Source organism: Pseudoalteromonas sp. S4741 (assembly GCF_005886135.1).
Classification (GTDB): Bacteria; Pseudomonadota; Gammaproteobacteria; order Enterobacterales; family Alteromonadaceae; genus Pseudoalteromonas; species Pseudoalteromonas tetraodonis.
In genome coordinates, this window is the sequence record NZ_PNCN01000033.1 from 50,108 (window position 1) to 57,817 (window position 7,710).

Sequence of the window (7,710 nt, forward strand, 5' to 3'; positions counted from 1 at the left end):
TATCTAGGTAGAGACGTGATTCATCAACCTTTTAAGGTAATGCCTAATGGCACAAATATTTAAAGCAAAGAAAAAACCACTTCAACAGCAATCACTTGAACTTGATATAACGGCAATGGATCACCACGGACGTGGTATTGCTAAGTACAACAATAAAGTGTGTTTTGTCAGTGGGGCATTACCTGATGAGCGAGTAAAAGCCAAGTTAGTTGATGATAAAGCACGTTACAGCCAAGCTGACACGCTTAAAATACTCAAAGCCAGTGAATATCGCACCACACCCATTTGTGAACATTACAGCCAATGCGGTGGTTGTCAGTTACAGCATTTAGATGCCACACAACAAGTCGTTGAAAAGCAAGCGGCGGTAAATCAATTATTTGCCAAGTTTGCAAAATTAACTGATTTGAACTGGCAGGCTCCGCTGCTAAGCCAAGCAACGCATTACCGACGTAGTGCCCGCATTGCCGTAATGTTCGACAAAGCAGCAAAAAAAATGCGGGTAGGCTATAGAGCACGTGGCTCTAAAAGTATTGTTAGCATTAATCATTGCCCAGTATTAAGTGACGTATTTGCAGAGGTATTTAGCGTATTTGATAACATAATTAATCATAATAAGGCGCTGCACAGTATAAGTCATTTGCAGTTATGCGCTGCAGATGAGCAACACTTTATTGTTATTCGTCATACAAAAGCTATTTCGCCCACAGATAAAGCGTTTGTTGAGCAAAGTGTCTCGGCGCATCATTGGCAATTAGTGTGGCAAAGTGATAGCGATACCATTGATCATGCCCACTTAGCGATGCCATTTTATAAGCTTGATCAGTTAGATATAAAATTTGAATTTGGACTAAATAACTTTATTCAGGTCAATGCGAGTGTAAATCAGGCAATGTTAATTCAAGCGGCGAGCTGGTTAGCATTACAAGGTGATGAAAATGTACTGGATTTATTTTGTGGTATTGGTAACTTCTCTTTAGTGTTAGCAAAGCAGGCTAAAACAGTAACAGGAATTGAAGGCGTTACTTCGGCGGTTGCATTAGCGACGCAAAATGCGCACACTAACTCTATTACAAATACCCAATTTCATTGTTTTGATTTAACCACGAGTATTAAAAAAGCGCCGTGGTTTAATAAAGAGTTAGATATTTTAGTACTCGACCCCTCTCGCACTGGTGCTATGGCAGTTTTAGAGCAGCTTCCATTAATGCAGTTTAGAGCGATTTTATATGTCTCTTGCGACCCTGTTACTTTAGCCCGTGACAGCGCTATTATTTCGCAAGCCGGCTTTGAACTTAATAAAATAGGGCTAATGAATATGTTCCCTCATACAGGGCATATCGAAACTATGGCGTTATTTCAACGGAGGTAAAGCGCATTATGGTAGCGACACGTCAATCTCATCAACATGACAAAGCGGGTGATTTTTTTTCACGCGTAGAATCTCTTGATTTGTCTCAGGAAAAAATTAGCTTACTCAATAAAGCACAGCAACTTTGCCAAACTTGCGATAATAGCGAGCGCCAAAATACCGCCATAGAGATGGTGGAGATTTTGGTTGAGCTAAATTTAGATGCTGACTCGTTAGCCACCGCCTATTTAACCCCTTATTATTTAAATGATGTAGTGAGCATTGACGCTGTCGAAGAGCATTTAGGAAATCATGTTGCGGTGTTATTAACGGGTGTGTCGCAAATGGCCACCATAAGTACGTTAGCTCATCAAGGCAATGGTACCGTGCAGGTCGATAATATTCGCCGTATGTTGCTTGCTATGGTGGAAGATGTGCGTGCCGTGGTGATTAAATTAGCCGAACAGGTGTGCCATTTACGCAACGTAAAAGATGCCGCTGAAGAAGAGCGAGTGATTGCAGCCAAAGAGACTGCGGATATATTTGCACCGCTTGCTAATCGCCTTGGTATTGGCCAATTAAAGTGGGAGCTAGAGGATTTAGCCTTTCGCTATTTACACCCAGATATTTATAAAAATATAGCTAAACAACTTGATGATAAGCGCCTTGCCCGTGAAGCGTATATGGCTGATATGGTTGAGCAAGTAAAACAGCGCCTACATGAAGCGGGTATTAAAGCCGAGGTATACGGCAGGCCAAAACATATCTACAGCATTTATAAAAAAATGGTGAAAAAGAACTACGAGTTTGATCAGCTGTTTGACATACGCGCGATGCGAATTGTGGTTGAGCGCCTGCAAGATTGCTACGGTGCCCTAGGCATAGTGCACACTAATTGGCGCCATTTAAATAAAGAATTTGACGATTACGTTGCGACCCCAAAACAAAATGGCTATCAATCTATTCATACCGTAGTATTTGGCCCCGAAGGTAAAACTGTTGAGATTCAGATCCGAACGCACGACATGCATCAAGATGCAGAGCTGGGCGTTGCCGCACATTGGATGTACAAAGAAGGTGCGTTACCAGGGCGTGGTTCAGGTTATGAGCAAAAAATTAGCTGGTTGCGTAAGTTACTGCAATGGCAAGAAGAAGTGGTTGATGGCAGCGATTTAGCGCAAGAGCTTAAAAATCAAGTGGTTGAAGACCGCGTCTATGTGTTTACTCCACGTGGAGACATTTTTGACTTACCACTAGGAGCAACACCTCTTGATTTTGCTTACTACATTCACTCCAATGTAGGGCATCGGTGTATTGGTGCAAAAGTATTTGGCAAAATAGTGCCGTTTACTCATCAATTAAGTACCGGCGATCAAGTTGAAATACTGACCCAAAAGCAGCCGAACCCAAGTCGTGATTGGCTAAATCCGTCGTTAGGTTACATTAAGTCTTCTCGCGCTAGAGCCAAAATACATCATTGGTTTAAACAGCTCGACCGCGATAAAAACTTAAGTGCGGGTAAAGAAATCCTTGATAACGAATTACAAAAATTAGAGCTAACTTATAAAGATTTAGATCCTGCTATAAAGCGTTTTAATTTTAGAGAGCTTGATGACTTAATGGTCGCCATTGGCGCAGGCGATATTCGTCTTAACCAAATGCTTAACTTTATTACCGACAGAACAGAGCATGAGCCGGTAATTCGTTTCAAATCGCCTAGTAAAGTGACTGGTGACAAAAACGGTATTGTGGTGGATGGGGTCGGTAGTTTAATGAGCCATGTTGCTCGTTGTTGTCGCCCAGTACCTGGTGATGAAATCATTGGGTATATTACCCAAGGCCGTGGCATTGCCGTGCATCGTGAGGATTGTGACTCGTTTAGTAATTTAAAAAACAAGCACCCAGAGCGCGTTATTTCAGTAAGTTGGTCAGATGATATTAGCAGCTCCTACGCGTTAACTATTCGTATTGAAGCCAGCGATCGGTCTGGGTTAATTCGTGATATTAGTTCTGCTTTGGCGAATGAAAAAGTCAATGTGCTCAATATGAATGTCAACACGGTTGATAGCACTCAAACGGCTATTTTTGTGATGCAAATAGAAGTGCATGACTTACAGGGCACCAATAAAGTGCTTTCTAAGTTACACCAGATAGAAGGGGTGCACAGTGCAAAACGAGGGCAGTAATCAGGCTAATAATGAGGCTTTAAGCCAACTGCTGGAAATAATGCAAACACTGAGAAACCCTGAGAGCGGATGCCCTTGGGATCTCAAGCAAACGTTTGCGTCAATCGTGCCTCATACTCTTGAAGAGGCCTATGAAGTGGCTGATTGTATTGAAACGAATAATTTAAGCGATTTAAAAAATGAGTTAGGCGACTTACTATTTCAAATTGTGTTTTATGCGCAATTAGCACAAGAGCAGCAATTATTTAATTTTAACGATGTAGTGGCACAGTTAAATGAAAAGCTGGTGCGTCGTCATCCGCATGTATTTTCAGCGCAAGACACACCTAAAACCGATGCCGAATTAGCTGCGCAGTGGCAAGCAATAAAAGCACAAGAGCGTGCAGCTAAACCCCAAGGTCAAAGCTCGTCACTTTGGCAAGATATACCAAACAGTTTACCTAGCTTAACAAAAGCTAAAAAAATTCAGCAACGGGTCGCTGCGTTAGGGTTTGATTGGCCGACTTATCACGGCGCGATTGACAAAGTGAGTGAAGAGGTTGAGGAAGTAAAAGAAGCCTTAGCTCATAACCCTTACTCAGATCATACAGCAGAAGAGCTAGGTGATTTGTTATTTGCTACCGTGAATGTAGCGCGCCATGTTAAACGCGACCCCGAACAACTGCTTCGCAGTGCGAACGATAAGTTTTCTGCACGATTTGAAAAGGTGCAAAACTACTTAATTGCACAGGGTAAATGTATTGAGTCTGCGTCTTTAGAGGAAATGGATGCAGCATGGGATGCGATAAAAAAAATTAAATAAATAGGGACATAAAAAATGTCTGTTTTTTGTGCACAGATTTGCTATTTTTAGCTGGATTGCTTAGCGATGTTTTGGTACAATTTCGCCCCGTCTTGTTTATATTCCAAAATCACTTGTTTGGGTATTATATTCCTTTTAATTCCTGATATTCTAGGGTTCGCATGAGTACAAAATTTATCTTCGTTACTGGCGGAGTTGTTTCTTCGTTGGGTAAAGGTATTGCAGCAGCATCGTTGGCCGCTATTTTAGAGGCCCGTGGCTTAGATGTTACCATTTTAAAGCTGGATCCTTACATCAACGTTGACCCAGGCACAATGAGCCCAATTCAACACGGTGAAGTATACGTTACCGAAGACGGCGCAGAAACGGACCTTGATTTAGGTCACTACGAACGTTTTATTCGCACCAAAATGACCAGCCGTAATAACTTTACGCAAGGGCGCGTATATGAAGATGTACTACGTCGTGAAAGACGTGGCGAATATCTTGGCGCAACAATTCAGGTTATTCCTCATATCACTAATGATATTAAGCAACGTGTTTATGATGGCGCAGAAGGCTATGACATAGCAATCGTTGAAATTGGTGGTACGGTAGGTGATATTGAGTCACAACCATTTATCGAAGCTATTCGTCAAATGGGCACAGAGATTGGTCGTGAACGTGCGCTATTTATTCACTTAACGCTAGTGCCATTCTTAGGCCCTGCCGGTGAAGTGAAAACAAAACCAACTCAGCACTCAGTTAAAGAGTTACGCTCAGTCGGTATTCAACCAGATATTCTTATTTGTCGCTCAGACCGTAAGCTGCCAAATAACGAGCGTGCAAAAATTGCATTATTCACAAACGTTGAAGAAAAAGCCGTTATTTCACTGCCTGATGTAGACAGTATTTATAAAATCCCTGCGTTATTAAAGTCGCAAGAGTTAGACAACTTTGTATGTCGTCGTTTCCATTTAGACGCGCCTGAGGCTGATTTAGCTGAGTGGGAACAAGTATTATACCAAGAGTCTAACCCAACGGGTGAAGTGACAATTGGTATGGTTGGTAAATACATTGAATTACCGGATGCATACAAATCAGTAAACGAAGCATTAAAACATGCGGGACTAAAAAATCGTTTAACTATTAATATTCAATACGTTGATTCACAAGACTTAGAAACTAAAGGAACCGATATTCTTTCTCGTTTAGATGCTATTTTAGTGCCAGGTGGTTTTGGTGGTCGTGGTGTTGAAGGTAAGATTTTAGCGGCTAAATATGCTCGTGAAAACAAAGTGCCTTACTTAGGTATTTGTTTAGGTATGCAGGTTGCGTTAATTGAATACGCACGAAATGTTGCCGGTTTAACTGATGCAAACTCAACGGAATTTAATGCAAATTCAGAGGCTCCAGTGGTTGGTTTAATCACTGAGTGGCTAGACGCTGAGGGTAACGTAGAAGTACGTGATGAAAAGTCTGATTTAGGTGGCACAATGCGTTTAGGCGCACAAAAATGCCATTTAACGCCTGGCTCTAAAGTACACGAAGTGTATGGCAGCGACGAAATTGTTGAGCGTCACCGTCACCGTTACGAAGTTAATAACAACTTCGTTGCACAGCTTGAACAAGCAGGTTTAAGCTTTACTGGTTTATCTGAAGATAAAAAGCTAGTAGAGATTATTGAAAATAAAGATCACCCTTGGTTTATTGCAGCGCAATTCCACCCGGAATTCACTTCAACGCCACGCGATGGTCATCCGCTATTTGAAGGGTTTGTAGCTGCGGCTCATACCTACCAAAAAGCGTCTTCGTAATTTAAAAAAGGCTGTGCATATTGCGCGGCCTTTTTTGTTTCTAAGGCTAGCCAAGGTTAGCCGTACTCACCATTTTGGGAATATAGAGGAATCAAGATGTCAGAAATCGTAAAAGTAATCGGTCGTGAAATTATGGACTCGCGTGGTAACCCAACTGTAGAAGCTGAGGTATATTTAGCTGATGGTTCATGGGGCCGTGCTGCTGCACCATCAGGTGCATCTACAGGAACTCGCGAAGCATTAGAATTACGTGATGGTGATAAAACTCGTTATTTAGGTAAAGGCGTATTAAAAGCGGTAGGTTTCATTAATAATGAAATTGCAGCGGCTTTGAAAGGTCAAAATGCACTTGCTCAAAGTGATGTAGACCAAGTAATGCTTGATTTAGATGGTACTGAAAATAAAGAAAAACTAGGTGCTAATGCTATTTTAGCGGTTTCACTTGCTAACGCAAAAGCGGCTGCACAATCTAAAAAAGTAGAGCTATACGAGCACATTGCTGACTTAAATGGCACGCCAGGTGTTTACTCTATGCCACTACCAATGATGAACATCATCAACGGCGGTGAGCACGCTGATAACTCAGTAGATATTCAAGAATTTATGGTTCAGCCAGTTGGTGCTGCTAATTTCCGTGAAGCACTGCGTATGGGTGCTGAAGTATTTCACAGCCTTGCAAAAGTGCTTAAAGCGGATGGTCATTCAACAGCTGTTGGTGACGAAGGCGGTTTTGCACCAAACCTTGCATCAAACGAAGCAGCACTTGCAGCAATTAAAGTGGCTATTGCAAATGCCGGTTATGAGCTTGGTAAAGATATTACGCTTGCACTTGATTGTGCTGCCTCTGAGTTTTATGACAAAGAAGCAAATATCTACGACCTTAAAGGTGAAGGTAAAAAGTTTACCTCTGAAGAGTTTAACTACTTCTTAAAAGACTTAACTGAGCAATACCCAATTGTATCAATTGAAGATGGCTTAGATGAGTCTGATTGGGATGGCTTTGCACATCAAACTAAACTAATGGGCGATAAAGTTCAATTAGTGGGTGATGACTTATTCGTAACCAATACTAAGATTTTAAAACGTGGTATCGACAATGGTATTGCTAACTCAATCTTAATTAAGTTTAACCAAATCGGTTCACTAACTGAAACGTTAGCGGCTATTAAAATGGCTAAAGACGCTGGTTTTACTGTTGTTATCTCTCACCGTTCAGGTGAAACAGAAGATGCAACAATTGCTGATTTAGCAGTAGGTACTGCTGCAGGCCAAATCAAAACAGGTTCATTAAGTCGTTCTGACCGTGTAGCTAAGTACAACCAATTGCTTCGTATTGAAGAGCAATTAGGCGCTAAAGCACCGTACAATGGTTTAAAAGAAGTTAAAGGTCAGTAATTCTTTAATTTGTTTAAAATTATAAAAATCCTCGCTTATGCGTAATGCAGATCAGTTAAGAATATTTTTATGATCACTTGACTGATCTTTCCATAGCTTCAAAATCCGATATTAGAAATAATATCGGATTTTTTAATAAATCAAATAAAGAAATTGAAATCAAATTCTACATTTTTAAAT

The 7,710-nt window shown here is 41.1% G+C and carries 5 protein-coding genes; all 5 read left to right on the top strand.

Annotated elements, in window-relative coordinates; translation table 11 throughout:
- The first annotated feature begins 46 nt into the window (after positions 1-46).
- The 5 genes from rlmD (at position 47) to eno (ending at position 7,530) form a co-directional block, all read left to right on the top strand.
- Positions 47-1,372 carry a 23S rRNA (uracil(1939)-C(5))-methyltransferase RlmD gene (rlmD, locus tag CWC30_RS06275; RefSeq protein ID WP_138626674.1) on the top strand — a complete coding sequence of 442 codons (1,326 nt, stop codon included), beginning with the start codon at positions 47-49 and terminating at the stop codon, positions 1,370-1,372.
- 8 nt (positions 1,373-1,380) lie between these two features.
- Positions 1,381-3,537 carry a GTP diphosphokinase gene (gene relA, locus CWC30_RS06280; RefSeq protein WP_036981639.1) on the top strand — a complete coding sequence of 719 codons (2,157 nt, stop codon included), beginning with the start codon at positions 1,381-1,383 and terminating at the stop codon, positions 3,535-3,537.
- Positions 3,518-4,339 carry a nucleoside triphosphate pyrophosphohydrolase gene (gene mazG, locus CWC30_RS06285; RefSeq protein WP_036981641.1) on the top strand — a complete coding sequence of 274 codons (822 nt, stop codon included), beginning with the start codon at positions 3,518-3,520 and terminating at the stop codon, positions 4,337-4,339. Before relA ends, mazG begins: the two co-directional genes overlap by 20 nt.
- A 161-nt stretch (positions 4,340-4,500) precedes the next feature.
- Entirely contained in the window at positions 4,501-6,135 is a 1,635-nt protein-coding gene (pyrG, locus tag CWC30_RS06290) for a CTP synthase (protein WP_036981643.1), read from the top strand.
- A gap of 96 nt (positions 6,136-6,231) precedes the next feature.
- Positions 6,232-7,530 (top strand): phosphopyruvate hydratase, encoded by a 1,299-nt coding sequence (gene eno, locus CWC30_RS06295; RefSeq protein WP_069440017.1) that lies wholly within the window; start codon positions 6,232-6,234, stop codon positions 7,528-7,530.
- Positions 7,531-7,710 lie beyond the last annotated feature (180 nt).